Raw genomic sequence first — 25911 nt, forward strand, 5'->3', positions numbered from 1 at the left:
TCCTTGCTATTTCAGGGTGTAGCGTCGGCCCAGGGGCACTGTCGTCATCGGTGTACTGGTGCACAGCTGGCCGTCGACCATCACCCGGTAGGTGTCCGGTTCGATGGTGATCTCGGGCAGGTAGTCGTTGTGTAGCAGGTCGCCCTTGGTCAACGCCCGGGCGCCGCGGCAGGCCACCAGTGGGGTGCTCAGTCCCAGCCGGGCGCCCAGGCCCGCGTCGACGGCCGCCGCGGCGACGAAGTTGACCGACACATCGGCCGGGGTGCGGCCGTAGGCGGCCCACTGTGGCCGGTACTTCAGCGGTTCGCAGGTCATCAGGGAGGCGTTCGCTTCGCCCATCACCGACCAGGCCGGGAACCCGCCCTTGAACACCACCTCGGGGCGGATACCGAAGAACTTGGGTTCCCACAACACGATATCGGCGAGCTTGCCCGGCTCCAGCGATCCGACCTCGTGATCGATGCCGAACAACTTCGCCGGGTTGATGGTCAGCTTCGCGATATAGCGCAGGATGCGGGCATTGTCGGCTCCGGTGCCCACATCGCCCGGCAACGGTCCCCGGGTGGCCCGCATATGGGAGGCCAATTGCCAGGTGCGCGCGATGGTTTCACCGATACGGCCCATCCCCTGGGAATCCGAACCCATCGCCGAGATGGCGCCTAGGTCGTGCAGCACATCCTCGGCGGCGATGGTCTCGCGCCGGATCCGTGACTCGGCGAAGGCCACATCCTCGGGGATGCGCGGGTTGAGGTGATGGCACACCATCACCATGTCCAGATGCTCGTCGAAGGTGTTCAGCGTGTACGGGTTGGTCGGATTCGTCGAGGAGGGAAGGCAATAGGGCTCACCCACGACGCGCATGATGTCGGGGGCGTGACCGCCGCCGGCGCCCTCGGCGTGGTAGGTGTGGATGGGCCGGCCGCCGATCGCGGCCATGGTGTCCTCGTAGAACCCGGATTCGTTGAGGGTGTCGGTGTGGATCTGCACCTGCAGGTCGAGTTCGTCACCGGCGTCCAGGGAGGCCCGGATGGCGGCCGGGGTGGCGCCCCAGTCCTCGTGGATCTTGTAGCCGATGGCCCCGGCCAGGCCCTGTTCGATCAGCGGTGCGGTGCTCGATGCGCTGCCGTTCCCGATGAAACCGAAGTTCATCGGGAAGGCCTCGGCGGCGCCGAGCATGCGGGCCAGGTTGTTCGGTCCTGAGGAGGTGATGCCGACGGTGACCGGCCCGAGACCGCCGCCGATCATGGTGGTGATCCCGCTGGAGATGGCCTCCTCGACCAGGCCGGCGCTGTCGAAGTGCACGTGCACATCAATGGCCCCGGCGGTGGCGATCATGCCCTCACCGGACCGGATATCGGTGCCCGCACCGATGATCAGCTCCGGATCGACCCCGTCCATGGTGCGCGGATTGCCGGCTTTGCCGACGCCGACGATGCGACCGTCGCGGATGCCGATATCCGCCTTGCGGATGCCGAGCACCGCATCGATGATCAGCGCGTTGGTGATCACGAAATCCAGGGCGCCTTCGGCATTGGTGAGGTCGCCGTGGACCGCCATCCCTTCGCGCATGGTCTTCCCGCCGCCGAACACGGCCTCGTCGCCGTAGACCGTGGCGTCGGCCTCGACCCTGGCCAGCAGTTCGGTGTCGGCGAGTCGGACCCGGTCACCGGTGGTCGGTCCGTACAGCTCCGCGTAGCGGGCCCGGCTGATGCGGTAGGCCATCTCAGGTCCCCGCGTCGAGGAAGCCGAGCGCGTGCATGCTGGTCATGAGCTCCTCGCTCGCAGGTGTGTCGGTGGGTGCGTTCGTCACGTCGTTCTGGCCGATCACCAGCCGTTCACCGCCGTAGCTGGTCAGCGAAACCACCTGTGCCTCACCAGGTTCGAAGCGCACCGCGGTGCCGGACGGGATGTCCAGTCGCATGCCGTAGGCCGATCGCCGGTCGAATCGCAACGCCCGGTTGGTCTCGAAGAAGTGGAAGTGCGATCCGACCTGGATGGGGCGGTCGCCGGTGTTCTCCACCGTGACCGTCGCGGTCGGCCGGCCGCCGTTGAGTTCCAGATCGCCCTCGGCGGGAAACACTTCCCCGGGGATGACGGCGAGCTCCTCGGCGCTGCGGTTGCCGGGCCCGATGGCGTCATGCACGGTGACCAGCTTCTGCCCGTCGGCGAAGAAAGCCTCCACCTGAACCGAACCCAGCAGGGTGCGCACCCCGGGCAGCACATCGTCATCGGTGAGCACCCGCGCCCCGTGCGCCGCCGCATCCGCGACGTTCGCGCCGGCGCGGGCGGCCTGCACGACCTCATCGGCGATCAGGGCACGGGCCTCGGCATAACTGAGTGCCAGCCCGGCCGCGCGGTGCTTGCGGGCCAGTTCGGCGGCCAGGAACAGCAGCAGCCGGTCTTCGTCCTTGGGTGTCAGATGCATCGCGTCAGCCCGTGATGCCTTCGGCCCAGGGGTACTGCTTGAGATACGGGTCCGGGGTGATGGGCTGCGGGGACTCCCACACCTGCTGGATCAGGCCGTCGGGGGCGACCTTCCCGATGCGCGCGGTTTTGGTGACGTGGTGGTTCTCCCCGTCGATGGTGACCGTGCCCTCGGGTGCGTCGACGCTGACGCCGCCGGCCGCGCCCTGGATGTCGGGGACCGCGAACGATTGCGCCTTCTCGACGCTCGCCTGCCACAGTTTCACTGCGGTGTAAGCGGATTCCATCGGATCCGAGGTCACCCGGTCGGCGCCGAAGCGCTCCTTGAAGTCCGCGACGAAGGCGGTGTTCGCCGGCGTGTCCAGGGTTTGGTAGTAGTTCCACGAGGACAGCTGCCCGATCAGGGAGGCGGCGCCGATACTCTTGACCTCTTCTTCGCCGACGCACATCGACATCACCGGCATCGTCTGCGCGGTGAGTCCGGCACTGTTGTATTCGCGGAAGAACGAGGTGAGCGATCCACCGACCACGACATTGAACACGGCGTCGGCGTCGGCGGTGCGGATCTTGTTGACAATGGTGGAGAAGTTGGTGCTGTCCAGCGGCACGTAGTCCTCACCCTTGATCTCGATGCCGTTGGCCGCGGCGTAGGCCTTCACGATGGCGTTGGAGGTACGAGGGAACACGTAGTCGCTGCCCACCAGGTAGAGCGATTTCACGCCTTGGCCCTTGAGATAGTCCAGGGACGGAATGATCTGCTGGTTGGTGGTGGCGCCCGAGTAGTAGATGTTGGGCGAGGATTCCAGTCCCTCGTACTGCTGGCCGTAGTACAGCAGTGCATCCGAGCCCTCGAAGACCGGCAGCATCGCCTTGCGACTGGCCGAGGTGTAGCCGCCGAAAACGGCCACCACACAGTCGCTGTTGACCAGTTTCTGGGCCTTTTCGGCGAACGTCGTCGGCTCGGACGCGCCGTCCTCGGAGAGCAGATCGAGTTGCTTGCCCAGCACCCCGCCCTCGGCGTTGATCTGCTCGACGGCCATCACGATGGCGTCGTGGATCACCGATTCGCTGACGGCCAGGCCGCCGGACAGTGAGTTGACCGCCCCCACCTTCACGCTGGGGCCCGAGGTATCGGCGCAGCTCTGGGCGGCCGCGGTGTCGGTGTCACCGGCGCGGCTGCCGCAGCCGGCGGTGAGCAAGGTGGTCGCCGCGAGCAGTGCCACGCCGACGCGCAGTCGTTTCATGTTGGGGCCGCCTTCGAGGTCGGGGATCGTTGGCGCTCAGCGTAGGAATTCCCGGCAGCCGGTGGCTATGGGAGGAATCTCCCATTTGCGCCGCCGCCGTTTCGTGGCCGCCGTCGCCCGGAAACATCCTCGAAACATGGCCTGCACATGATGCTTTCGAGGGGCACAACCATACGAAGGATGACCGATGGGTGCATACGGTGAGGTGCTGGGCAGCACGTCCAGTATCGAAACCCGGGCGCACGAGATGCTGGATGCGCTCGGCGCCAAGGCCGCATCGTCGGCGTCGGCGATCAGTCTGTGGGATCCGATCCGCCGCTGCCATGTCGCGGTGGCCAACCACGGGTATCCCGATGCGGTGATGGACCACCTGAACACCTGGTTCATCGAGCACGATCCGCTGTTCGAGACCATGCGGGCGCGCGGGCTCGGGGCGCTGCGGTGGCGGGACTTCCCCGAGTACCGCGACACCTATTCGGTACAAGGCGTTTTCGCGCCGGCCGGTTTCGACGAGGGACTGTCCGCACGGCTGGTCACCGCCGACGGCACTTATGCCGGCACCATCCACGTGAACTGTGACGACGCGCGCTATCCCAGTGATGACGATGTGGGCGAGATCAATTCGCTGCGGGCCCAGATGGCCGAGCATCTGGATTTCTCGGTGCGGCCCCGGATGGTCGCCGACTTGCTGGCGCCCCAGGCCCAGGCGTGGGCGGTGGACGCGGGTGGCCGTGCCCATCTGCTGAGCCTTGGTGACACCTTCGATCGGCCGATCGACCGAGATCTGGTGGCCGATATGGCCCTGGCGGCCCACGCTGCCGGGCTGGCCTTCCGGCCCGAGGCGACCCGCTGGAACGACGGCAGCGGCTGGCTGCACGTCCGCCACATCGCCACCGCCCCGCGCTACCGCCACGACAGCCTGGACGCGGTGATACTCGTCACCGCCGACCCGTTACCGTTCGCCATCACCCCGCGCGAACTCGACGCGCTCACGTTGGCGATCCAGGGTCTGACGAACAATCAGATAGCGGCCCGGCTGTTCATCAGCGTCCGCACCGCCGGTCATCACTTGGAAAGTGCGATGGCCAAGCTGGGTGCGGGAAACCGGGCGGCCTGTGTGTCGCAGGCGGTCGCGTGGGGTCTGGTGTCCGGCAAGCTGCTGGCCGGGAATGAAGCGGCCGCCCGCAGCGCTTAGACCAGGGTGACCGAACCTGCCTTCCGCCTCGCGCCCGATGCCACTCTGCTAACGCCGCTGCGCGTCGGCGCGACAGCGGCCGCCAACCGGATCTTCATGGCGCCGCTGACCCGCTCGCGGGCTCAAAGTGACGGCACCCCATCGGATCTGGCCGCCGAGTACTACTCGCAGCGGGCCGGTGCGGGCATCATCATCAGCGAGGCCACCGCCGTCTGTGAGCAGGCCAACGGTGCGTACATGAACACGCCGGGCATCTACACCGACCGCCACCAGGCGGTGTGGGCGGAGATCGCGTCGGCGGTGCACGCCAAGGGCGGCAAGATGTTCGTCCAGCTCTGGCATGTCGGCCGGATGGCCCACCCAGAGATCAGCGGGTTCGACGTCGTCGCGCCGTCCGCCATCGCCGCCGACGCGGTGACCCACACCCCGTCGGGTAAGCAGCAGCTCACGGTGCCGCGGGCGCTGCGGATCGACGAGATCGAGTCCATCGTCGGGCAGTTCCGCGCGGCCGCCCGGCGCGCCGTCGACGCCGGTATGGACGGGGTGGAGATCCACTCCGCCAACGGCTACCTGCTGCACGAATTCCTCTCCGACGTCGTCAACGTCCGCACCGACGGCTACGGCGGCTCCCCGCAGAACCGGGCCCGGTTCACCGCCGAGGTCGTGGAGGCCGTCGCCGCCGAGATCGGCGCCGACCGGGTCGGGGTGCGGATCTCGCCCGGCGGTTCCGCCGGCGACATGCAGGAGAACGACACGGTCAGCGCCTACGAGGCGCTGCTGAACCGGATCGCCGGGCTGCAGATCGCCTACCTGCACGTGCTGATCGACCCGTCGAGCCAGACCTTCGGTGCGCTGCGGGCCCTGTGGAGCGGCACCCTGGTGCTCAACACCGGCCGCGACACCGGCACCGACTTCTGCCAGCTGGAGAGCCTGGCCGACTGGGGTGCCGCCAGCGCGGTCGCGGTGGGCCGCACCTGGTTGGCCAACCCCGATCTGATCGACCGGCTGGTGCTCGGGGCGGAGCTCAACGAGCCCGATGTCAGCACCTTCTACGCCTCCGGACCGGCGGGGTATATCGACTATCCGACGCTCGACGAGTTGGCCGAACCGCAGACGGCCTGAAACGAGGCGGGCGCTGTCTGCCGCGAGTTCCTACTCTTTGTGTTCATGGGACCGATTCACCACGTCGTAGGTGGGCAGCTTGACATCGCGTACGAACGCGCGGGCAAGCAGGGAGGTTGGCCGGTAGTACTCCTCCACGGCTTCCCGTACGACCCGCGCTGCTACGACGAGGTGGTCGACATTCTCAGTGCGAATGATGCCGACGTCGTGGTTCCCTACATGCGCGGATATGGAAGCACCCGCTACCTCAACCCCGACACGATCCGGTCCGGGCAGCAGACAGCATTCGCGCAAGACCTTCGCGACCTGTTAGACGGTCTCGGCCTGGCGAAACCAATCGTGGCCGGATTCGACTGGGGAGGCCGGGCTGCATGCGTTGGCTCGATGCTCTGGCCCGAGCTCATCGGCGGACTCGTCTCGGTCTCCGGCTACAACGTGCACGACATCGCGACCATGTCGACCACTCCTGAGGCGCCTGCTTTGGAAAGCCGCAGTTGGTATCAGTGGTACTTCCACAGCGAACGAGGGCGGGCCGGCCTTGCTCGCTACCGTCGAGAACTGGCGAGACAGCTCTGGAGTGAATGGTCGCCAACGTGGGCGGTGTCGGAAAGTACCTTCAATGCCTCCGCCGAATCCTTTGACAATCCGGATTTCGTCGACACGGTCATCCACTCATACCGGCATCGCTTCGGTCTGATTGCGGGCGATCCGGTGCACGAGGCGAATGAGCGAATCGTCGCCGCGCAAGAGCCGATCTCGGTGCCAACCGTGGTCCTCGACGCGGCCTGCGACCCGTTGGATGAGCCCCAGAGTCGCGAGTTTCACTCGTTGCACTTCTCAAATCTCATCGACTATCGCATTGTTCAGACTGGCCATAACGCCCCCCAAGAGGACCCGGCTGCCTTCGCTGACGCAATCGAAACGCTTCGCCAATAACTCCCCCCTTCGCGCAGGGCCGCTGAGCGGACGCCCAACCAACAGGTTGGTTTGCGACTTTGCTAGGCTGCGCTCTCAGTGGACCACCATCCTCCGGGGCGTCCCCTGTCACCCACCCGAAAGGGAACAACAACATGTCCGAAGATGCCTTCATCTATGAGGCAATCCGCACGCCGCGCGGTAAGCAGCGCGGTGGCGCTCTCAACGAGATCAAGCCGGTCAGGCTGGTCGTCGGTCTGATCGACGAGCTCCGCTCGCGCTTCCCGGACCTGGACGAGAACCTGATCAGCGACCTGATCCTCGGCGTCGTCTCGCCGGTCGGCGATCAGGGCGGCGATATCGCCCGGACCGCAGGCCTGGTCGCCGGGCTGCCCGAGACCACCGGCGGGTTCCAGCTCAACCGCTTCTGCGCATCGGGCCTGGAGGCCGTCAACCTGGCCGCGCAGAAGGTGCGCTCCGGCTGGGATGACCTGGTGCTCGCCGGCGGTGTGGAGTCGATGAGCCGGGTGCCGATGGGCTCCGACGGCGGCGCATGGGCCGGGGACCCCGACACCAACTACCGCGTCGGTTTCGTGCCGCAGGGCATCGGCGCCGACCTGATCGCCACCATCGAGGGCTTCTCGCGCGAGGATGTCGACGCCTACGCGGCCCGCTCGCAGGAACGTGCGGCGGCGGCCTGGTCCGGCGGGTACTTCGCGAAGTCCGTGGTGCCGGTCCGGGACCAGAACGGCCTTGTGGTGCTCGACCATGACGAGCACATGCGTCCCGGTTCGACCGTGGAGAGCCTGGGCAAGCTGAAGACCGCGTTCGACGGTATCGGCGCCATGGGCGGCTTCGATGACGTGGCGCTGCAGAAGTACCACTATGTGGAGAAGATCAACCACGTGCACACCGGCGGCAACAGCTCGGGCATCGTCGACGGCGCCGCCCTGGTGCTCATCGGCTCGGAAAAAGCGGGACAGTCGCAGGGCCTGACCCCGCGCGCCCGCATCGTGGCGACCGCCACCAGTGGCGCCGATCCGGTCATCATGCTGACCGGCCCGACCCCGGCCACCCGCAAGGTGCTCGACCGTGCCGGGCTGACCGTGGACGATATCGACCTGTTCGAGCTGAACGAGGCGTTCGCCTCGGTGGTGATGAAGTTCCAGAAGGATCTGGGCATCCCCGACGAGAAGCTCAACGTCAACGGTGGCGCCATCGCGATGGGCCACCCGCTGGGCGCCACCGGCGCCATGATCACCGGAACCATGGTCGACGAGCTGGAGCGCCGCGGCGCTCGGCGTGCCCTGATCACGCTGTGCGTGGGCGGCGGCATGGGCGTGGCCACCATCATCGAGAGGGTCTGAACCAATGGCTGAGAACACGATTCAGTGGGACCAGGATGCCGACGGCATCGTCACCCTGACGCTGGACGACCCCACCGGTTCGGCCAACGTGATGAACGAGCACTACAAGGAATCCATGCACAACGCCGTCGAACGGCTTGTGGCGGAGAAGGATTCGATCACCGGCGTGGTGATCGCCAGCGCGAAGAAGACCTTCTTCGCCGGTGGTGACCTCAAGGGCATGATCAACATCGGCCCCGACGACGCCCAGCAGGCGTTCGACGAAGTCGAGTTCATCAAGGCCGACCTGCGCAAGCTGGAGACCCTGGGCAAGCCCGTCGTCGCGGCCATCAACGGTGCCGCGCTCGGCGGTGGCCTGGAAATCGCGCTGGCCACCCACCACCGCATCGCCGCCGACGCCAAGGGAGTCGTCATCGGCCTGCCCGAGGTCACCCTGGGCCTGCTGCCCGGCGGTGGCGGCGTCGCCCGCAGCGTGCGGATGTTCGGTATCCAAAAGGCGTTCATGGAGATCCTGAGCCAGGGCACCCGGTTCAGCCCCGCCAAGGCCAAGGAGATCGGCCTGGTCGACGAGCTCGTGAAGTCCGTCGACGAGCTCATCCCCGCCGCCAAGAAGTGGATCAAGGACAACCCCGAGGCCGGCGTTCAGCCGTGGGATGTCAAGGGCTACAAGATGCCCGGGGGCACCCCGGCCAGCCCCGGCCTGGCCGGCATCCTGCCGTCCTTCCCGGCGCTGCTGAAGAAGCAGCTCAAGGGTGCGCCGATGCCCGCCCCGCGGGCCATCCTGAACGCGGCCGTCGAGGGCGCGCAGGTCGACTTCGACACCGCCTCGCGCATCGAGAGCCGCTACTTCACCCAGCTGGTCACCGGCCAGGTCGCCAAGAACATGATCCAGGCGTTCTTCCTGGACCTGCAGGCGATCAACGGCGGTGCCTCGCGGCCCGAGGGCATCGCGCCGGTGCCGATCCGCAAGATCGGTGTGCTGGGTGCGGGCATGATGGGCGCCGGTATCGCCTACGTGTCGGCCAGGGCCGGCTACGACGTCGTGCTCAAGGACGTCACGATCGAAGCCGCCCAGAAGGGCAAGGCCTACTCGGAGGGCATCGAGGCCAAGGCGCTCAAGCGTGGCAAGACCACCCAGGAGAAGAGCGACGCGCTACTGGCCAAGATCACCCCGACCGCGGATCCCGCCGATCTCAAGGGTGTCGACTTCGTGATCGAGGCTGTCTTCGAGTCCCAGGAACTCAAGCACAAGGTGTTCCAGGAGATCGAGGACATCGTCGAGCCCAACGCGATCCTCGGCTCGAACACCTCCACGCTGCCGATCACCGGTCTGGCGACCGGGGTGAAGCGCCAGGAGGACTTCATCGGGATCCACTTCTTCAGCCCCGTGGACAAGATGCCGCTGGTGGAGATCATCAAGGGCGAGAAGACCTCTGACGAGGCGCTGGCCCGGGTGTTCGACTACACCCTGGCGATCAAGAAGACCCCGATCGTGGTCAACGACAGCCGTGGCTTCTTCACCAGCCGCGTCATCGGCACCTTCGTCAACGAGGCGCTGGCCATGCTGGGTGAGGGTGTCGAGCCCGCCACCATCGAGCAGGCCGGTGCGCAGGCCGGTTACCCGGCCGCACCGCTGCAGCTCTCCGATGAGCTCAACCTGGAGCTCATGCACAAGATCGCGGTCGCGACCAAGGAAGGCGTCGAGGCGGCCGGTGGCACCCACGTGCCGCACCCGGCCGAGGCGGTCGTCGAGAAGATGATCGAGATCGGCCGGCCCTCGCGCCTGAAGGGTGCCGGGTTCTACGAGTACGTCGACGGCAAGCGCACCGGGCTGTGGCCGGGACTGAAGGAAACCTTCAACTCGGGAACCACCGAGATCCCGCTGCAGGACGCCATCGACCGCATGCTGTTCGCCGAGGCGCTGGAGACCCAGAAGTGCCTCGACGAGGGCGTGCTCACCTCGACCGCCGATGCGAACATCGGGTCCATCATGGGTATCGGCTTCCCGCCGTACACCGGTGGCTCGGCGCAGTTCATCGTCGGCTACGAGGGCCCGCACGGTGTCGGCAAGGCTGCCTTTGTGGCCCGCGCCAAGGAACTGGCCGCCCGCTACGGCGACCGCTTCAACCCGCCCGCCTCGCTGGAGGCGTAGCCCGATAAGCCCAAGAACCCCCGGTCCCTCGAAGGCCGGGGGTTTCTTGCGCTCGAGGACCGGTCCGGTGGCACGCCGTGCGCCAGCCCGTTGGCGGTGTGCACGCCCGCGGCGAGTTCGAGGAGGATGCGAAACGGCCCGCGTCTCTTCGTCATGCTGTCGACGATGCCCCGGCCCGGCGGTATCGAACAGTGGCCCTAGTGCCGCTGTTCGATAAGATAGTGACATGCATACCGTGGCGATCCTCGCCTATGACGGGATGTCCGGCTTCGAATCGGGCCTGGCCGCGGAGATCTTCGGAATGGCCGAACTACCGGGACCGTTCTCCGCCGGGGTCGCCCCGCCCGGTTACGCGGTGAAGTTGTGCTCGGAGCAGCCGGAGATCCGAATGCTCGGCGGAGCGGTGGTGCGCACCGCCTACGGGCTCGCCGACCTCGCGGCCGCGGACACCGTGCTGATTCCCAGCGTGCGCGATGTCGAGCAGTCGCCGTCCGCCGAACTCATCGAGGCCATCAGGGTCGCAGATCGCCGTGGCGCGCGGCTGGTGTCGATCTGTTCGGGCGCGTTCGCTTTGGCCGCCGCCGGGGTGCTCGACGGCCGCTCGGCCACCACCCACTGGATCTATGCCGACGCGCTGTCCCGGCGGTACCCCGAGATCGACGTCGATCCCGCGCCGCTCTACGTCGACAGTGGCCGGGTGCTCACCAGCGCCGGGTGTGCCGCGGGTCTCGATCTCTGTCTGCACATCGTGCGCTCCGATCATGGTGTGCGGGTGGCCAATGACGTGGCCCGCCGGCTGGTGATCTCTCCGCACCGCGCCGGCGGGCAAGCGCAGTACATCGATTCGCCGGTGCCCGAGGTGACCGCCGACGGACGGATTGCCGCCGGAATGGCCTGGGCGCTCCAACATCTCGACTCGCCGATCTCCCTGGACGAGTTGGCCACGCGGTCGGCGATGTCGCGACGCAGCTACCTGCGGCAGTTCGCCAAGGCCACCGGCAGCACACCGATCAAATGGCTCATCGAGCAACGTGTCCAGGCCAGCCTGGCGTTGCTGGAGTCCTCGGATCTGCCGATCGAGCAGATCGCCGCGCGGGTCGGGTTCGAGTCCCCGGTGACCTTTCGGCATCACTTCGTCAAGCAGATGCACACCACGCCGAGTGACTACCGCAGTTGCTTCACCGGATAGGCCGGCCCGGTCCGCGGCGGTGTGTCTTCATCAAATCTTCATCGGAAGTCGAAGGGACCCATATTCGCGGCGGCGACGCTGGTGGGAGGTGAGAGCGCTCGCCATGTCAGTGATGATCGTGAAAAGGGGATGTGCAATGCAGCACCAACGATGCGTGTACTCGGTTGCGACGCTTGCCGCGTCGATGCTGGTTCTGAGCGCCTGTTCGGGCACGGCGACCGAGAACGCGACGTCGTCGGTCACCACCTCGGTGTCGACCTCGGCGGCCGCTACCGGCGCCCAGGGCACGCACAATGACGCCGACGTGGCATTCGCCCAAGGCATGATCCCGCATCACGAGCAGGCAATCGAGATGAGCGACATGCTGATCGGCAAGCAGGGGGTCGATCCCGCGGTGGTGTCTCTTGCGAACCGCATCAAGGCGGCTCAAGGTCCCGAGATCACGCAGATGCGGGATTGGTTGCAGCAGTGGGGGGTCGGGTTGGCGCCGGGCGGCGCGGACATGCCCGGGCACACTATGCCGGGGCATGACATGTCCGGTGGAGACGGCATGGGCGATATGCCCGGTATGGGTGGCGGTCACGGGATGATGTCGGAGGCCGATATGGCTGCGCTTCAGAACGCTGAGGGAGCCGCCGCCGGCCGGCTCTTCCTGGAGCAGATGATCGAGCACCACGAAGGCGCAATCACCATGGCCGAACAAGAGATCGGCGAGGGTCGGTTCCCGGCGGCGATCGACATGGCGCGCAATATCGTGTCTTCTCAGCAGGCCGAGATCGAGGAGATGCGGGCGCTGCTGAACAAGTAAGGCGCTCAGGGCTCTCCGGCGTCGTCCGGAGCGGCCTCGATATGCGCCCCCGGGCGCGCCACGGGCAGACCGAAGGCGAAGGTCGCGCCGCGCCCGGGGCCGGCACTGGCCACGGAGATCGTGCCGCCTTGGGCCTCGACCAGCGCGCGTGCAATGGCCAGGCCGAGACCGGCGCCTCCGTGCTCGCGATCGCGTGCGGTGTCCGCGCGGTACAGCCGTTCGAAGATCCTGGGTAGGTGTTCGGCCGCGATGCCGGCGCCGTCGTCGGCCACCGTGACAATGACGGCGGCGCCCTCGTGTGCACAGGTCAACTCGACGGATCCGCCGGGCGGCGTGTGCCTCAGCGCATTGTCGAGGAGATTACCGATGACCTGGGCGAGGCGTTGCTCGTCGGCCCAGACCTTGGGAAGCGCTCGGTGCGGGTGCAGCCGTATGGCCACGCCCTTGGCGGCGTAGCGTTCCCGGACAGCGGCAACGCCCCGGCGCACGACGGCGTCTACGTCAACCATGTTGCAGGACAGCGAGAAACGACTCTCCTCGGCATGGGCGAGTGCGGCGACGTCTGCGGAGAAACGGACCAGCCGTCTGGTTTGGTCGCGCAACATGGCCGCGGTCTCGGGCGTCAGGGTGCGGACACCGTCTTCGATCGCCTCGATATAGGCCTCGAGCACGGACACGGGGGTGCGGATCTCATGGGCCAGATCCCGGAACAAGCGTTGCCGTGTGGAGTCGACGGTCTGCAGCCGGGAGGCCATCTGGTTGAAGGCGATGGCCAAGGCGTCGAAGTCATCGCCGAGTCTCGGTGGCATCACGCGGATGTCGTAGTCGCCGTCCGCCACCGCGCTGGCCGCCGACGCCACCTCGGTGACCGATCGCTGGAGTCGTCTGCTCACATAGAGGCTGGCCGCCAGGGCCACCAGCGCCGACACCGCCACCGCCACCCCGATGGAGATGCCGGTGGCGTAGCCGTACGCCTCCTCGGCGTGCACCTCCTCCATGGAATTGGCCGGCACTCCGGCCCGGTGCAGATGTTCGCGGAACAGTGGGGGGCCGGCGACCGCGGCGACGAGCATGGTCGTCAGGGCGCCGGTGAGCACGACGATCGCCTGGGCGGCCAGCAGACGCATCCCCAGGCCCGGGCGGCGCGACCGTGCGGCTGTCATCGCCCGCCGCCCATGCGATACCCGACCCCGCGCACGGTCGTGATGAAGCGGGGTTGGGCGGCGTCATCACCGAGCTTGCGGCGAAGATGCCCGATGTGGACGTCGACCAGGTGGTCGTTGCCGACCCATGGACCCTCACGCACGATCTCCAGGAGTTGACGGCGGCTGAGCACGACGCCGGGCCGGCCGGACAGCGCGTCGAGAATGTCGAACTCGGTCCGTGTCAGCAGGACCGGCTCATCGTCGAGGCGCACCTCACGCGCATCGACGTCGATGCTCAGCGCGCCGAAGTGCCGGGGCGCGGTGATGCGATGATCGGCGGCGGGCGTCGGGGTCTGAAGTACGCGCGGGCGTCGCAGCATGGCCCGGATGCGCGCAACCAGTTCCCGCGGGCTGAACGGCTTGGTGACGTAGTCATCGGCACCGACGGTGAGTCCGAGTACGGTGTCGATCTCGGCGTCACGTGCGGTGAGCATGACGACGTAGGCATCCGAGAAGGTGCGCAGCTGCCGGCACACTTCCAGGCCGTCGATTCCCGGCAGGCCGAGGTCCAGGATGACCACATCGGGGTCCAGTTCGCGGGCAATGGCGATCGCCTCGAGGCCGTCGGCGGCCACGGCTGTCTCGAACTGCTCACGCTGCAAGTAGCTGGCCACGACTTCGGCCAGCGGCACCTCGTCATCGACGACGAGTGCCCGGTAACCCTTCGTCTGCTCCGACGACCGACCCCTGCCGTGCTCCATGGCCTCAATGGTGCCTGCCGGAGGCACGTTGGTGATCCATCAACGCCGGTAACGACCGGATCTTGAGCGAATCTTCACACCGCGCATACCGAATCTGCGGGTCTGCGGCGCCGTCGTGCCGCGTCAGCTCTCGATGATCCGCACCACGTAGGGCGTCATACCCGAGGTGCGTACCGGTGAGACCTTGATGGGCACCCCCGTCTGCTGCGCCTCGATCATCCGGCCCCCGCCGAGATAAATGGCTTCGTGCTGGCTTCCCCCCGGGCCCCAGAACAGCAGATCGCCGCGTTTGGCTTCGGACGGGGCAACCTTGCGACCTGCTTCGTACTGGTCGCCCGAGTAGCGCGGCAGCAGCACCCCCACCCCGGCGAAGGCGAATCGGGTGAGCCCCGAGCAGTCGAACCCGACAGTTCCCGCACCCTGGTTGACGCCGCGGCTGGGCCCGTCGAGGGTGCCTCCGCCCCAGGAATACGGCACTCCCAGCTGGCTGCCTGCGCGGCGGATCACGTACTCGATGGCCTGCGCCCCGCGGGTGCGGCCGGTGGGGATGCCGCTCGCCGGACCGGCAGCGGGGTCCAGGATGCCGATACTGTTCAAGAAGCTACGGCCCATGCGCAGGACGGTTTGCGTGGCGGCCGCGCTCGCCTGCAACGATGCCTGCGCGATCGCAACCGGATCCCCCGGCGCTCCGGCGCTGGCAACCTTGGGCAGCAGTGGATCCCAGTGTCCGCCATGGTGTTCCGCGGCAGCCACCGGCGCGCTCAGTACAAGAAGGGGCACGACGGCGGCGCAGATCAGCACGCATAGGCGGCTGTGTGATCGCCGGGACGGCGCACGTCGGGTACCGAGCTTCACATCGTTCTCCTGGTGCGCTGGTGGAGCTGGTTCGCCGATTCCGTGCGGTATCGGATTGGTCTGCGGGCCAACCATCTACGTATTTGCTACGTAGATGATGCTAACTCACTTCAGTCACTTTGGAAACAACGGTCACGGAATAACATCGAGGGGATTCGTTGCGCGCGTGCCGATGTCGTTGTTCCTTCGCGGGGAGGGGCGCCGATCCTTGCCATATACCCCCATGGGGTATATGGTGGGCGCGGTATTCCCCACGGAGGCGACATGATGCACCAGCACGACGCCGCGGAGCCGGCCGCACCGCACGGTCACCATGGTCACGACCACCATCCTCAGGGCCACCAGGGCCACCAGGGCCACGACCACCATCTTGATCAGTTCCGAAAGTTGTTCTGGATCAACCTGGTCGTCGCGGTGCCGGTCGTTGCGTTCTCGAACATGTTCGCCATGCTGGTCGGCTACACCATCCCCGCGTTCCCTGCTGCGGGTTGGGTTTCACCCGTATTGGGCACCGTGATGTATCTCGTCGGCGGGCGACCCTTTCTCGTCGGTGCCATCGGCGAAATACGCTCCCGCAAACCGGGAATGATGCTGCTGATCGGTCTGGCAATCACGGTTGCCTTCCTGGCGTCGTGGGGAGCCAGCCTGGGCCTGCTGCACCACGAACTCGAATTCTGGTGGGAACTGGCCCTTCTGGTCGTCATCATGCTTCTCGGGCACTGGCTGGAGATGCGCTCGTTGGCCCAGACGACGTCGGCGCTGGACTCGCTGGCCGCCCTGCTGCCCGACGAAGCCGAGAAGGTCGACGGTGACCACACCATCACCGTGTCGCCCGCCGACCTGCGCGTCGGCGATCTGGTGGTGGTGCGGCCCGGCGGTAGCGTCCCGGTCGACGGGGTGATCGTCGCTGGACGCGCCGATATGGACGAGTCGATCGTGACCGGCGAATCCCGGCCGGTAGCAAAGGGTGTCGGCGCATCGGTAACAGCCGGTACCGTTGCCACCGATTCGGGCCTACGGATCCAGGTCAGCGCCACCGGTGACGACACCGCACTGGCCGGTATCCAACGGTTGGTGGCCGAAGCCCAGAATTCGTCGTCGCGGGCCCAACGCCTCGCCGATCGCGCCGCCGGATGGCTGTTCTGGTTCGCACTGTTCAGCGCGGCGGCCGCGGCGCTGATCTGGACATTGGCGGGGGAGCCCGATGCGGCCGTCGTGCGGGCGATCACCGTCCTCGTCATAGCCTGCCCGCACGCACTGGGTCTGGCCATACCGCTGGTCGTCTCCATCGCGACCGAGCGTGCCGCGCGAGGCGGCGTCCTCGTCAAAGACCGACTGGCGCTGGAAGGTATGCGTACCGTCGACACGGTGCTGTTCGACAAGACCGGCACCCTGACCAAGGGCGAACCGGTCGTCACGGCCGTGGAGAGCGTCAGCGATGTCGACGAGTCCGGGGTGCTCGCCCTCGCGGCCGCCGCCGAGGCCGACAGCGAGCATCCGCTGGCAAAGGCGATCGTCAGAGCTGCCGTCGCACGCCGTCTCGATATCCCTGTCAGCACCGACTTTTCATCGTCTCCGGCGGTTGGCGTGACGGCGACCGTCGACGGTCGCGAGGTGCGGGTGGGCGGCCCGCGCCTGGTCCAGGACGTCGGTGGACATGAGGTCGAGGCGGCCGCGCGCTGGCGCCACAACGGCGCGATCATCTTGCACGTGGTGCGTGACGGCGCTGTGATCGGCGGGTTGAGCCTGGCCGACGAAGTGCGACCGGAATCCCGCGAGGCCGTCGACGCGTTGCATGCCTCGGGCGTGGAAGTCGCCATGATCACCGGAGATGCCGAAGCCGTCGCCACCGCCGTGGGGCGTGAACTCGGCATCGAGCGGATCTTCGCCGGTGTGCGCCCAGAAGACAAGGCCTCCAACGTGGCTGCGCTGCAGGCTGAGGGCAAGAAGGTCGCCATGGTCGGCGACGGCGTCAATGATGCGCCCGCGCTGGCGCAGGCGGATGTGGGCATCGCCATCGGGGCCGGTACGGACGTCGCGATCGCCTCCGCAGGCGTGATCCTGGCCAGTTCCGATCCGCGCTCGGTGCTTTCGGTGATCGAACTGTCCCGGGCCACCTATCGCAACATGAAGCAGAACCTCTGGTGGGGGGCGGGGTACAACCTCGTTTCGGTGCCGTTGGCCGCGGGCGTCCTGGCTCCCGTCGGTTTCGTGTTGCCGATGTCGGTCGGTGCCATCCTGATGTCGCTGTCGACCATCGTCGTCGCGCTCAATGCGCAACTGCTGCGGCGTCTGGATCTTCGTCCCGAAGTCAGCGTGCAGGCCGTCACGAAGGGTTAGAAGGCCATCACGGCCCCGGGACGCTGTCTACCCGTGATGGTCGTGGTCGCTGTGCGGCTCCTCGGCCGGTGCCACGGTCGCCACCGCGCCCTCTGCATGCGGCGCCGCTGCCGGGGCGTGCGCGGGTGCATTGCCGAGCGGGACGGCCGGATGAGCGGGATGGTCGCCGGCATCCTCGACCGGCGCGCCGTGGTGTGCGGTATCGGCCTCCGCCGGACCGTGGTGGCCATGGCGCTGGCCCGCCGCGAAACCGACGGTCGAGGCCAGCGCGATCACTCCGATGGCCCCGACCAGGACCGCGCCGCTGACGAGCGCCGACACCGGCTCACCATCCAGCCCGCGGTACCAGATCCAACACGCGCCCATGACGACGTAGGTCTGCAACAACAGAGCACACAGGTCGGCGGTCTGCACCAGTTCCGGATCACCGGCGTGCGGGCCGAACGGAGCGCCGTCGGTGCGGGACAGCACCCATAGCGCGACCGCGCCCACGTTGAGGGCGATGCCCGCGGCGAGCACCGGCGTGGTGGTTCTGACCAGGATCAGTGCTGCCCAGATCAGCTGGAACCCGGCCAGCGCGGCGAAGAACGCCCCGGCAAGTGCCCATTCCCGCCAATGGGCCGGTACCACTCCGAAATGTATGGCGGCCGCGCCGAGCGAGGCGAGGGCGGCGCAGCGCGCAGCCAGCCTGCTGTCGGTTTTCGCCGCCGCCTTGATCGACACCCGACCGATCTTGTCAGCGCCCGCGCAGAACGCACCTGCATGACATCACATCTCAATCCGAACGAGACTCTTCTGTCATGGGCAGCAGCAACCGCGGTGCACAATGGCCTGGTGACCGAAAGCTTTACCGAAAGGTTTGCGGCAGGGCTGGCGAGCTATGGTCGCCGGCCGTGTATCGAGTTCGAGGGCCACTGGCATGGCGGTGATGAGGTCGAAGGCTACGGCGCCGCCATCACCCGCGGCCTGGGTGACGCCGGCCTGACCGCGCGCGAGCCCGTCGGCCTTGTGGTGCGCAACCGTTACCCGCATGCGGCCGCCACCATCGCCATGGTGGCGGCCGGACGTCCGGTGGCGATGATCTACTCTTTTCAGTCGCCCGAGGCCATCGCCGCGGACATCGAACGCCTGAACGTCGCCGCCGTGCTCGCCGATCCGCAGGACTGGACCGACCCCGTGGCGGCGGCGACATCCCGCATCGGGGCTGCCGGCCTGGCGCTGGGCTCTTCGGTGCGGACCCTCGCCCAGGGCGACCCCGGCCGGCAGCGTCCCGGCATCGACGGTGCGCTGGCGATTCTCACCAGCGGAACCACCGGCCCACCAAAACGATTCGTCGTCCGGTCGACGGTGCTGGAGCACACCGTGTTCAGCGTCACCGGTGGACAGGCCGCTCCCGACGACCCCCCGGAACTGGTGTACTGGCCGCTCGGCGGTATCGGCGGGGTCTGCCAGCTGGTCACCGGTGTCCATGTCGGCAAGCGCATGGTGCTGATGGAACGATTCAGTGTGCAGGCCTGGGTGGACGCAGTGAAAACCCATGGCCTGCAACGTGTCGGTGTGCAACCGGCGGTGGTCCGTATGCTGCTGGAAGCCGATCCACCGGCCGCCGACCTGTCCTCCCTGCAGTTCCTGATGAGCGCCTCAGGGCCGCTCGATGTGGCCACCCGCGACGCCTTCGAGCGGCGGTACGGCATTCCCGTGCTGACCGCCTACGGCGCAACCGAATTCGCCGGATCGGTATGTGCCTGGACGCCGGATCTCTACCGCGAATTCGGGGCACGTAAACGCGCCAGTTGCGGACGCGCACTGCCCGGTGTCGACGTCCGCATCATCGATGGCGATACCGGTGCCGAGGTGTCGGTCGGCGAGCGGGGGATCCTGACCGCGAGGGTCCCGTTGCTGGGCCCGGACTGGGTGCGCACCACCGATATCGCCTCGGTCGACGAGGACGGATTCATCACCGTGCACGGCCGGGCGGACGGTGCGATCAATCGCGGCGGATTCAAGATTCTTCCCGAAACGGTTCGGGGCGTGCTGATCTCGCATCCCGCGGTGCGCGATGCCGGGGTCGTGGGGGTGCCCCATCCCCGGCTGGGTCAAATACCCTTCGCCGCCGTCGAGACCGTCGCCGGCGCGACCGTCACCGAGGCCGATCTCCTGGCGATCGTGCGGGCGGCTCTGCCGGCGCATCATGTGCCGGTATCGGTCGTCGTCGTCGACGAATTGCCGCGCACCCCCTCGATGAAGGTGAGCGGGCCCGGGCTGGCCGCGTTGTATCGGCGGCCCACGTAGAGCAGGCTGTCGGTCATGTCCCGCATCACCTCGCTCGCCGGGGCGAGAAGTCATTTCGTCGGTGCCCAACGCGTCAGGCTGCTGCGCATCTACCTGGGCGCGACGACATTTCTCTACACCTACGGTGTGGTGTTCACGATCTTCCCGGTCCGCACCGATCTCGCCTACGGCAACCCGGTCGGCGGCATCATCGCCGTCGTTCTGGGTGTTCTGAGCCTGGTACAGCTGGCCGTCAGACCCCAGCGGGCAACGTTCGCCACCGCGGTGGCCATCCTCGCCACGCCGATCGTGATGGCCTTTCACGTCACCCTGACCGCCGAGTACGTCTGTCTCATCGCGCCGATGTTCCTGGCGATGTACATCCGGGCCTTCCATCCGCCCCGGCGGGCCTGGGTGCTCATCGCCATCCTGATCCTGGCTTGTGTGGTGGCTGTCGCCGTCGCACCCGCTCCGCACGTGGGAGTCATCACCTTCCTGATCATCGTGGTGGCGATTGCCGGCGCGGCCGAATCCTTCGGGTTGCTGATGCGGGCGATGTTCACCGCGGCCTGTACCGATCCGCTCACCGGTCTGCTGAACCGGGCCGGTTGGGAGATCGCGACCGCTGATCTGCTCGCTGCGCGCAGGGCGCCGTCGCAGATCACCGTCGTCGCACTCGACATCGATGATCTGAAGGGGCTCAACGACACCCAGGGCCACCCCGCGGGGGACCGGCTGATCACCGACTACGCCCGGCAGTGGGCCCGCACCGCTCCGAGAGGTGCCGTGCTCGCACGACTCGGCGGCGACGAGTTCGCCGCCTGCATCGCCGGGGACGAGGTGGCGGGCTTCCTGGACGACGTGCGGTCGGATACGCCGCGGGCCAGCATCGGTACCGCCACCTCGACATCGGGGCGCGTCGACATCGCCGCCCTGTACGCGCGGGCCGACGCCGAGTTGTATCGGGGCCGTCACAGTGCGCGCCGCGACGGTTCAGACGTCGGCTGACGCGTACTGCGGCACCTCGATCGAGTCGTAGAGCCGGAGCCCCTTGCTGTTGAGCCCGGCCAGCATCGCGGTCAGTGGCGTCGGCAACACCGAGATCAGTTGTCCTGCAGGGATCAATGCCCGCACCCCGAGCCGCGAGGACGGAAGAATGCTCCTTGCCACGCTCTTGGCCAGGGCGCGGGCACCGATCACCGGCTCATGCATGACCCGCTCGTAGGCGTCGAAGCCGACGGTCGGGTCACCACTGGCCCGGTGCAGTTCGCCGGCCAGCACGTAGGCCCCGATCACCGCGAGGCTGGTGCTGCCGCCGACCGCGGGGCCCGGACAGTATCCGGCGTCGCCCACCAGCGCTACCCGGCCGCGGGACCAGCTGGTCAACTGCAGCTGGGTGACGGCGTCGAAGTAGAACGCCGGGGTGCGCCCGAGTTCGTCCAGCCAGCGATCCACCTCGGCGCTCATCCCGGCGAACCGGTCACACAGCTGGCGCTGCTGGCCGGCGCTGTCGCGGTGGTCATAGCGGAAGTCCTTGACGGGCCGGAAGATGAAGACCGCTCGAGCATCAACGAGGTGATCGGCGGTGTAGATCATCGCCGTGCGGTCCACGTCGACGAAACCGATCATTTCGCCGTCGACGGCAAGCGATTTCGGAACCGACAGCACGCAGAGGTAGGCCCCGAGGAACTCCTGGTTTCCGCTGTCGTCGCCGAACGCCAGCTGCCGTACCCCGGAGTGCAATCCGTCCGCGCCGATCACCAGATCGAACCGCTGTGACGCGTGGTGCGCGAAGGTGACCGCGCCGTCCTCGCCGATGTCGGTGAGGTGATCGTCGAAGAGATATTCGACAGCGTCCTTGCCCGCGTCGTAGAAGATCTGGCTGAGGTCGTCACGCATGATCTCCACGTGACGGTCCGACAGTGCGGATGACAGCTTGCGGTAGTCGATATGCGTGGGTCGGCGCGCACCCGGGCGGTGGAAGGTGATGGTCTTGGTGCCGGTGGCGTGGGCCATCACCTGATCGAGTATCCCCATACTCTCGGCGATGTCCATGGCCGGACCGAACAGGTCGATGGCGTGCCCGCCGGTCTTGCGGAGCTGCGGCGCCCGTTCGACCACGGTGACATCGAAACCGCGGCGGTGCAGCCAGTAGGCGGCGACCGGCCCGGCGATGCTCGCCCCCTGGATGAGAACCTTCATGACCTCTCCTTACTTAACGGTCGGTAAGTGTATGTCGGCAAGCTTACTTATCGATCGGTCATTTAGGGTGGGTACGTGAGCGCTGCACGGTCGGACACCCGCCAGCGGATCCAGGAAGTGGCCCGCGAACTGTTCGCCGAGAAGGGTGTCCAGCGCACCAGCCTGCAGGATATTGCGGCGCGACTCGGTATCACCAAGCCCGCGCTGTATTACCACTTCACCTCGCGGGACGACCTGGTGCGCAGCATCGTCGCGCCCCTGATCGACGGCGGCGAACAGTTCGTCCTGGAGTGTGAGCAGGCCGTGGGTCTCACACCGACCCGACTTCTCGAGGGGTACTTCGACTACTTCTACGCCCACCGTGCCGACTTGGTGACCGTGGTGTCCGAGCTGAGCACGATCGCCAATCTCGGATTGGTCGACAGCATGCTGGCGTGGCGGGAAAGGCTGAGCCGGGTGATCTACGGGCCGGATCAGACCCTGGAACAGGCCGTGCGAGCTGTCATCGCGCTCGGCGGCTTACAGGACTGCTGTCTGCAATTTCCCGATGCGCCGGCCGAGGCGCTGCGTGCTGCCGGGGTGGCCGGGGCGCTGGCAGCCCTCGGGCTGGATTAGAAGCCGCCCAGATCGGCGGAAAGCCAGTGCTGAGGCTTCATGTACACCGCGACACTCGGTCCGTGCTCCCGCCGCGCCATCTCGAGATACGGCTCCACGGCCTCCGGCGGCAGGTAGCGCTTGGTCACCTCGACGAGCTGGTCGTCGGTGCCGTCCTCGATCCTGTCGACCGCACCGTCGACGGCGACATACCGCACGGTGGGCTCGATGCGTTCGACCATCAGTGACAGATAGCCGGCGGTCTCGATGAGGCGGTGCTTACGCGACCCCGCGCCGGTGATGAACCAGGGCTGGCCACCAGGGGTGTACTGATACCAGATCGGCACCGTCAACGGGCCGCGCCCGCCGCCGGCGTTCACCGACAGCGCGGCGATATGGGGCTCAGCAAGAAACTGTTCACGTTCTTCCCGAGAGAGCGCCATGGCTCAGAGGCAGGGGGTGAAGAACAGCAGCTTGGGGCCGCAGATCCCGGTGCCACCCAGCTTGGGCATCCCGATCCGCGGCATGCCGATCTTCGGATGCGGCGGGAAGCCGAGCTTGGGATGCGGCGGAACGCCGATCTTGGGCAGGCCGACCTTCGGTGAGGGCAGCGCCCGGGCGACCTGGGCGATGTCGTTGGCGGCCGAGAACGTGGCGCCGGTAGCGCTGGCGGCACTACGAAGGCCGGTGCCCCCCACGCTGCCGGGTACCAACCCGAGGAAGGCGAGAGTGGCGGCGGTGTCGGCGGCGGCGGAGGTGGCCAGCACCGGCCAGCCGACCACGGTGTCGACCGTGCCGACGACCGAGTTCCACACCCGGGTCCCCTCGGGGATCGCCCCCGCCTGCTGTGCCAGCTGCCAGGCGCCACCCATCTGCTCGGGGGTCAACTTGGCGACCGCCGGAGTCTCGGCCTTCTGGAGCGCGGCCGAGAGCAGCGACTGGCACTTGCCGGTGTCGGAATTGCGGACCTGCGACTTGTTGCAGTTGTCCACGCAGCTGCCGTTGAACTCGGACTGGCCGGCACCGCAGGCGGTCTCTGCCCCGCTCGGCGCCGCGGTGGCGATCGAGATGGCAGCCAGCGGCATCAGCGCGGCCAGCGAAGCGGCCGCGAAGCGACGTTTGATGGCGGTCATGACCAGTCCTCAGCGTTGATCCAGCGAATGATTTCTCGCAAGTGTAGACGATTTAAGAATGCCGTGGGCAGGCCTAGAGTTTGAGGTATGCGCTTCGGACTGTTCATCCCGCAAGGTTGGCGTCTCGACCTCGTCGACATCCCCACCGATAAGCACTGGTCAGTGATGCGAGACCTGGCCACGTATGCCGATAACAGCACGTGGGACTCGGTGTGGGTGTACGACCACTTCCACACCGTCCCGGTGCCCACGGATGAGGCCACCCATGAGGCCTGGACCCTGATGTCGGCCTTCGCGGCCAGCACCGAACGGTTGAAACTCGGCCAGATGTGCACCGCCATGAGCTACCGGAATCCGGCTTACCTGGCAAAAGTCGCAGCCACCGTCGACGTCATCGCGGCAGGCCGCACCCAGATGGGTATCGGGGGCGGTTGGTACGAGCACGAATGGCGCGCGTACGGGTACGGCTTCCCGTCCGCGGGGGAGCGGCTGGGCCGCCTGGACGAGGGTGTGCAGATCATGCGGGACGCCTGGCGGCACGGCCGGGTCACCTTCGACGGGAAGTACTACCAGGTGCACGACGCGATCGTGGCGCCCACGCCGCCGCAGCAGGGCGGCCTGCCACTGTGGATCGCCGGCGGTGGCGAGAAGGTCACGCTGCGCATCGCCGCCAAGTACGCGCAGTACACCAACTTCAGCAGCGTGCCGGCGGAGTTCGAGCGCAAATCGCAGATCCTGGCCGCCCACTGCGGCGAGGTCGGCACCGATTACGACGCGATCGTGCGCTCGGCCAATGTCAACTCGGTCATCGCGAGTTCGGAGTCCGAGGTCACCGACCGCCTCAAGGCCATCCGCGATCGGCAGGTCCCCAAGGCCGGCGCGGATGCCGTCGACGCCATGCTGTCCAACGTCGCCTCACCGGACTCCGCAACCGGTACCCCCGAACAGGTCATCGAACGCCTGACCCGGCTACGCGACCTCGGATGCGAGTACGCCATCGTGTACTTCCCCGAGGCCGCGTACGACCGCTCCGGTATCGAGTTGTTCGAGCGTGAGGTCATCCCTGCACTCAGCTGATCGGTATCGCGCTCACCTGGTAGTGCGCGATCTGCCAGCCCTGCGGCGTGCGGGTGACGAGCACGCTGAGGTTCAGGGACATGGTGGCGCCGTCGGCGAAGGTGAAATCGGCCTGTGTGTAGCCGAGCACCACCCCGTCGGCGGGCGTGCGGGTCTCCAGGATGCGGTAGCGCACGGTCAGCCCGGCGGGCTGGGATGCGTAGTAGGCGCGGACTCCGTCACGGCCCAGGGTGTAGGGCCGCAGGCCCTGAAAGATGGCGTCCTCGGCGAACACCCGCGCGACGCTGTCCGGCTCGTGGGCGTCGATACCCGCCTGCCAGACGTCCAGGACTTCCTGCAGAACTTCGTGGGCGCTCATGATCAGTGCCCCGCCGCCTGGCCGCCGTCGACGTGCAGGATCTCGCCGGTGACGAAACCGGCGTGTTCCAGGTAGAGCACAGCGTCCACCACATCGGACTGCTCACCGATGCGCTTCTGCGGGTTCAGCTGGGCCAGACCCGCGTACTCGTCGTCGGAATGCATGGGGGTGCGGATGATCCCCAGGGCGACCGCGTTGACCCGGATACCGCGGGTGGCGTACTCCACGGCCAGCGATCTGGTGGCCGCGTTGAGGCCGCCTTTGGTCAGGGACGCGAGCACCGACGGCGCCGCCGTGGTGGCCTGATCGACCAGACTGGTCGAGATGTTCACCAGGTGTCCGCCGTGGTCCTCCATGGCGGCCACCGCGGCGCGGGACACCTCGAAGAAGCCGCGGAGGTTCACCCCGGTGATGGCGTCGTAGTCGGCGTCGGTGTACTCGGTGAACGGCTTGGCGATGAAGATGCCGGCGTTGTTGACGACGGTGTCGACGCGACCGAAGTGCTCCAGTGCGGCATCGATGATGCGTTGGCCGACACCGGGCTCGCCGATATCGCCGGGTACGGCGAGCACCATCGGGTCATCGCCGGCCTCGATGGTGCGTGAGTTGGCGACGACGGCGTAGCCGAGTTTGCGGTAGCCCTCGACCAGTGCCGCGCCAATGCCCTGGGATGCGCCGGTGATGATCGCGACGCGGGTGGTGGTGTTCATGAGCGTGAGCCTTTCCGGTGAAGTGATCTGTTCGCCTCAACCGCATTCA

24 protein-coding genes are annotated in these 25911 nt (G+C 67.2%); 12 read left to right on the top strand and 12 right to left on the bottom strand.

Annotation, left to right across the window (positions count from 1 at the left end; all coding sequences use genetic code 11):
- Positions 1–6: 6 nt before the first annotated feature.
- The 3 genes from ureC to urtA are packed head-to-tail and all read right to left on the bottom strand — an operon-like array spanning position 7 to position 3668.
- A complete protein-coding gene (gene ureC, locus A7U43_RS07920) occupies positions 7–1722 on the bottom strand; it encodes an urease subunit alpha (protein ID WP_067993204.1) in 1716 nt (571 codons plus the stop codon).
- Between the two features lies 1 nt (position 1723).
- Positions 1724–2425, bottom strand: coding sequence for an urease subunit beta (locus A7U43_RS07925; RefSeq protein ID WP_067993207.1), 702 nt, complete (start codon positions 2423–2425; stop codon positions 1724–1726).
- A 4-nt stretch (positions 2426–2429) separates the two neighbouring features.
- Positions 2430–3668: an urea ABC transporter substrate-binding protein gene (gene urtA / locus A7U43_RS07930; protein ID WP_067993210.1), complete on the bottom strand. Its 1239-nt coding sequence runs from the start codon at positions 3666–3668 to the stop codon at positions 2430–2432.
- A gap of 187 nt (positions 3669–3855) precedes the next feature.
- On the opposite strand from urtA, the gene A7U43_RS07935 reads away from it, so the two are divergent.
- The 7 genes from A7U43_RS07935 to A7U43_RS07965 all read left to right on the top strand — a co-directional run bounded on the left by A7U43_RS07935 (position 3856) and on the right by A7U43_RS07965 (position 12416).
- Entirely contained in the window at positions 3856–4863 is a 1008-nt protein-coding gene (locus A7U43_RS07935) for a helix-turn-helix transcriptional regulator (RefSeq protein WP_067993213.1), read from the top strand.
- 6 nt (positions 4864–4869) lie between these two features.
- Positions 4870–5985: an alkene reductase gene (locus tag A7U43_RS07940; protein ID WP_067993215.1), complete on the top strand. Its 1116-nt coding sequence runs from the start codon at positions 4870–4872 to the stop codon at positions 5983–5985.
- Between the two features lie 45 nt (positions 5986–6030).
- Positions 6031–6921 (top strand): alpha/beta fold hydrolase, encoded by an 891-nt coding sequence (locus A7U43_RS07945; protein WP_068002162.1) that lies wholly within the window; start codon positions 6031–6033, stop codon positions 6919–6921.
- Positions 6922–7055: 134 nt separating this feature from the next.
- Positions 7056–8267, top strand: coding sequence for an acetyl-CoA C-acetyltransferase (locus tag A7U43_RS07950; protein ID WP_067993218.1), 1212 nt, complete (start codon positions 7056–7058; stop codon positions 8265–8267).
- Positions 8268–8271: 4 nt separating this feature from the next.
- Positions 8272–10419, top strand: a complete 2148-nt coding sequence (locus A7U43_RS07955) for a 3-hydroxyacyl-CoA dehydrogenase NAD-binding domain-containing protein (RefSeq protein WP_067993221.1) — start codon at positions 8272–8274, stop codon at positions 10417–10419.
- Between the two features lie 226 nt (positions 10420–10645).
- Positions 10646–11608 carry a helix-turn-helix domain-containing protein gene (locus A7U43_RS07960; RefSeq protein WP_067993224.1) on the top strand — a complete coding sequence of 321 codons (963 nt, stop codon included), beginning with the start codon at positions 10646–10648 and terminating at the stop codon, positions 11606–11608.
- A 136-nt stretch (positions 11609–11744) separates the two neighbouring features.
- The gene (locus A7U43_RS07965) at positions 11745–12416 is read left to right on the top strand and encodes a DUF305 domain-containing protein (protein ID WP_067993227.1); all 672 of its coding nucleotides are present in this window, start codon (positions 11745–11747) and stop codon (positions 12414–12416) included.
- Positions 12417–12421: 5 nt separating this feature from the next.
- Here the strand turns inward: A7U43_RS07965 and A7U43_RS07970 are convergent, their stop codons facing one another.
- From A7U43_RS07970 to ripB, 3 genes are all read right to left on the bottom strand, one after another.
- Positions 12422–13579 (bottom strand): sensor histidine kinase, encoded by a 1158-nt coding sequence (locus tag A7U43_RS07970; RefSeq protein WP_067993230.1) that lies wholly within the window; start codon positions 13577–13579, stop codon positions 12422–12424.
- Entirely contained in the window at positions 13576–14322 is a 747-nt protein-coding gene (locus tag A7U43_RS07975) for a response regulator transcription factor (RefSeq protein WP_067993233.1), read from the bottom strand. The genes A7U43_RS07970 and A7U43_RS07975 overlap by 4 nt, the downstream gene beginning before the upstream one ends.
- Before the next feature lie 123 nt (positions 14323–14445).
- A complete protein-coding gene (gene ripB / locus A7U43_RS07980) occupies positions 14446–15177 on the bottom strand; it encodes an NlpC/P60 family peptidoglycan endopeptidase RipB (RefSeq protein ID WP_068002166.1) in 732 nt (243 codons plus the stop codon).
- A 267-nt stretch (positions 15178–15444) separates the two neighbouring features.
- Here ripB and A7U43_RS07985 point away from each other — a divergent pair, with 267 nt between their 5' ends.
- Positions 15445–17517 (top strand): heavy metal translocating P-type ATPase, encoded by a 2073-nt coding sequence (locus A7U43_RS07985; RefSeq protein WP_418287687.1) that lies wholly within the window; start codon positions 15445–15447, stop codon positions 17515–17517.
- 27 nt (positions 17518–17544) lie between these two features.
- On the opposite strand, the gene A7U43_RS07990 is transcribed toward A7U43_RS07985, so the two are convergent.
- Positions 17545–18240, bottom strand: a complete 696-nt coding sequence (locus A7U43_RS07990) for a hypothetical protein (RefSeq protein ID WP_231963545.1) — start codon at positions 18238–18240, stop codon at positions 17545–17547.
- Between the two features lie 39 nt (positions 18241–18279).
- On the opposite strand from A7U43_RS07990, the gene A7U43_RS07995 reads away from it, so the two are divergent.
- Both A7U43_RS07995 and A7U43_RS08000 read left to right on the top strand, forming a co-directional pair.
- Positions 18280–19809, top strand: coding sequence for an ANL family adenylate-forming protein (locus A7U43_RS07995; protein WP_067993243.1), 1530 nt, complete (start codon positions 18280–18282; stop codon positions 19807–19809).
- 15 nt (positions 19810–19824) lie between these two features.
- Positions 19825–20796, top strand: coding sequence for a GGDEF domain-containing protein (locus A7U43_RS08000; RefSeq protein WP_067993245.1), 972 nt, complete (start codon positions 19825–19827; stop codon positions 20794–20796).
- Here the strand turns inward: A7U43_RS08000 and A7U43_RS08005 are convergent.
- On the bottom strand, positions 20782–21990 hold the full coding sequence (locus A7U43_RS08005; RefSeq protein WP_067993247.1) for an FAD-dependent monooxygenase: 1209 nt from the start codon (positions 21988–21990) through the stop codon (positions 20782–20784). The two genes, A7U43_RS08000 and A7U43_RS08005, sit on opposite strands and share 15 nt — an antisense overlap.
- Before the next feature lie 75 nt (positions 21991–22065).
- Here A7U43_RS08005 and A7U43_RS08010 point away from each other — a divergent pair, with 75 nt between their 5' ends.
- Complete coding sequence (locus A7U43_RS08010) at positions 22066–22605, top strand: TetR/AcrR family transcriptional regulator (RefSeq protein WP_067993250.1); 540 nt, start codon at positions 22066–22068, stop codon at positions 22603–22605.
- Here A7U43_RS08010 and A7U43_RS08015 read toward each other — a convergent pair.
- Positions 22602–23027: a pyridoxamine 5'-phosphate oxidase family protein gene (locus tag A7U43_RS08015; protein ID WP_067993253.1), complete on the bottom strand. Its 426-nt coding sequence runs from the start codon at positions 23025–23027 to the stop codon at positions 22602–22604. The two genes, A7U43_RS08010 and A7U43_RS08015, sit on opposite strands and share 4 nt — an antisense overlap.
- Positions 23028–23030: 3 nt before the next feature.
- On the bottom strand, positions 23031–23717 hold the full coding sequence (locus A7U43_RS08020; protein WP_067993256.1) for a hypothetical protein: 687 nt from the start codon (positions 23715–23717) through the stop codon (positions 23031–23033).
- Between the two features lie 87 nt (positions 23718–23804).
- Here A7U43_RS08020 and A7U43_RS08025 point away from each other — a divergent pair, with 87 nt between their 5' ends.
- Positions 23805–24794: an LLM class F420-dependent oxidoreductase gene (locus A7U43_RS08025; RefSeq protein WP_067993259.1), complete on the top strand. Its 990-nt coding sequence runs from the start codon at positions 23805–23807 to the stop codon at positions 24792–24794.
- On the opposite strand, the gene A7U43_RS08030 is transcribed toward A7U43_RS08025, so the two are convergent.
- Together A7U43_RS08030 and A7U43_RS08035 are read right to left on the bottom strand one after the other, a co-directional pair.
- Positions 24787–25152, bottom strand: coding sequence for a YybH family protein (locus A7U43_RS08030; RefSeq protein ID WP_067993262.1), 366 nt, complete (start codon positions 25150–25152; stop codon positions 24787–24789). The two genes, A7U43_RS08025 and A7U43_RS08030, sit on opposite strands and share 8 nt — an antisense overlap.
- Positions 25153–25154: 2 nt before the next feature.
- The gene (locus tag A7U43_RS08035) at positions 25155–25862 is read right to left on the bottom strand and encodes an SDR family NAD(P)-dependent oxidoreductase (protein ID WP_067993263.1); all 708 of its coding nucleotides are present in this window, start codon (positions 25860–25862) and stop codon (positions 25155–25157) included.
- Positions 25863–25911: the final 49 nt, after the last annotated feature.

This window comes from Mycobacterium adipatum, assembly GCF_001644575.1.
Classification (GTDB): Bacteria; Actinomycetota; Actinomycetes; order Mycobacteriales; family Mycobacteriaceae; genus Mycobacterium; species Mycobacterium adipatum.